A 1,669-nucleotide genomic window follows, 5' to 3' on the forward strand; every position below is an offset into this window, starting at 1 on the left:
CCGGAAGCCATCGGCGACTATGTCGGCGGCTCCAACCATGTGCTGCCGACGGCGCGCTCGGCGCGTTTCTCGTCCGGCCTGTCCGTGCTCGATTTCGTCAAGCGCACGTCGATCCTCAAGCTTGGACCGGAGCAGTTGCGTATCTTGGCGCCGGCGGCGATTGCGCTGGCAAAGGCGGAGGGTCTTGACGCGCATGGACGCTCCGTCGCCATACGGTTGAACATGTAGGCGGCGATGTCTGGCCCCGATCAAACCCGCGCCAGGCTGATCGATGTCGAACTCGATGAATCGATCGGCCGGTCAACGCCGGATGTCGAGCATGAACGCGCGGTGGCGATCTTCGACCTGATCGAGGAGAACAGTTTCCAGCCCGTCAATGACAGCGGCGACGGCCCTTACCGGCTGAAACTGTCGCTGGCCGAGCAGCGCCTGGTGTTTGCCGTTGCGCGCGAGGATGGCACCGCCGTCGTCACCCATATCCTGTCGCTGACGCCGCTCCGGCGCATCGTCAAGGATTACTACATGATCTGCGAAAGCTACTACGACGCCATCCGTTCCTCGACGCCGAGCCATATCGAGGCGATCGACATGGGCCGCCGCGGCCTGCACAATGAAGGTTCGCAGACGTTGATGGACCGGCTGTCCGGCAAGATCGACATCGACTTCGACACGGCGCGCCGGCTGTTCACGCTGGTCTGCGTGCTGCACTGGCGGGGCTAGCCCTGTCGCCCGGCGCCCTGCCCCGTTCGATCCTGTTCCTGTGCGGCATGAATGCCGTGCGCTCGCCAATGGCGGAGCAGCTGGCGCGCCGGATGCTGCCCGCCACCGTCTTTGTCGCTTCGGCCGGCGTTCGCGCCGGCGAGCGCGATCCGTTCGTCGATGCGGTGCTGGCCGAAGAAGATCTCACGCTGGGCGAGCGCCACCCAAGGACGATGGACGATCTCGAGGACGACTATTTCGACCTGATCGTCACGCTGGCACCCGAAGCGCACCACGCCGCACTCGAACTCACCCGCTCGCTCGCCGTCGAGGTCGAATATTGGCCGACGCCGGACCCGACCGACGCCGGTGGCACGCGCGAACAGATCATGGCAGCGTACCGGGACGTCCGCGAGCGGCTGAAGGTGCGCATAGGCCGACGTTTCTTGCTTCCAGAGGCAAAAAACGCGACGGATTAAGCGTGTTCACAAGCGGACGATTATCATATAGGTTCCGCCGAAATTCCGGCCAGGGTGCTGGAACTACCATCCAAGCAAAGGTATCGAATGCCGAAGGAAGAAGTCCTCGAGTTTCCGGGTGTCGTGACGGAATTGTTGCCGAACGCGATGTTCCGGGTAAAGCTCGAAAACGAACACGAAATCATCGCCCATACGGCCGGCCGCATGCGCAAGAACCGCATCCGCGTGCTGACCGGCGACAAGGTTCTGGTCGAGATGACGCCATACGACCTGACCAAGGGCCGCATCACCTATCGTTTCAAGTAAGCAAAGCCCGACTGGTCCGCGATGAGCATTTTGCAGAAGCTGGTGCTTGCCTCGGGTTCGCCGCGCCGAATCGAGCTCTTGCAGCAGGCCGGGATCGAGCCGGACCGCGTGCTGCCGGCCGATATCGACGAAACGCCGCTGCGTGCCGAGCATCCACGCTCGCTGGCCAAGCGGCTGTCGAAGGA

General features: G+C 63.2%; 5 protein-coding genes. All 5 read left to right on the forward strand.

Annotation, left to right across the window (positions count from 1 at the left end; translation table 11 throughout):
• Nucleotides 1-228, forward strand: a 228-nt coding sequence (locus tag EN991_RS35240; RefSeq protein ID WP_206519321.1) for a histidinol dehydrogenase, incomplete at its 5' end; no start/stop codon positions are given.
• 6 nt (nucleotides 229-234) lie between these two features.
• Nucleotides 235-720: a UPF0262 family protein gene (locus EN991_RS35245; protein ID WP_013530198.1), complete on the forward strand. Its 486-nt coding sequence runs from the start codon at nucleotides 235-237 to the stop codon at nucleotides 718-720.
• Nucleotides 708-1,178, forward strand: a complete 471-nt coding sequence (locus tag EN991_RS35250) for a low molecular weight phosphatase family protein (RefSeq protein WP_013530197.1) — start codon at nucleotides 708-710, stop codon at nucleotides 1,176-1,178. The genes EN991_RS35245 and EN991_RS35250 overlap by 13 nt, the downstream gene beginning before the upstream one ends.
• A gap of 87 nt (nucleotides 1,179-1,265) precedes the next feature.
• Nucleotides 1,266-1,484 carry a translation initiation factor IF-1 gene (gene infA, locus EN991_RS35255; protein WP_006200926.1) on the forward strand — a complete coding sequence of 73 codons (219 nt, stop codon included), beginning with the start codon at nucleotides 1,266-1,268 and terminating at the stop codon, nucleotides 1,482-1,484.
• 21 nt (nucleotides 1,485-1,505) lie between these two features.
• On the forward strand, nucleotides 1,506-1,669 hold a 164-nt coding region (locus EN991_RS35260), incomplete at its 3' end, for a Maf family protein (protein WP_206519322.1).

It is taken from the genome of Mesorhizobium sp. M7A.F.Ca.US.005.03.2.1 (assembly GCF_003997795.1).
GTDB lineage: Bacteria > Pseudomonadota > Alphaproteobacteria > Rhizobiales > Rhizobiaceae > Mesorhizobium > Mesorhizobium ciceri.

What these genes read in the sequence shown, in the direction of transcription:
- infA (WP_006200926.1), top strand. Translation starts at nt 1,266, where the DNA reads ATGCCGAAGGAAGAAGTCCTCGAGTTTCCGGGTGTCGTGACGGAATTG.
- EN991_RS35245 (WP_013530198.1), top strand. Translation starts at nt 235, where the DNA reads ATGTCTGGCCCCGATCAAACCCGCGCCAGGCTGATCGATGTCGAACTC.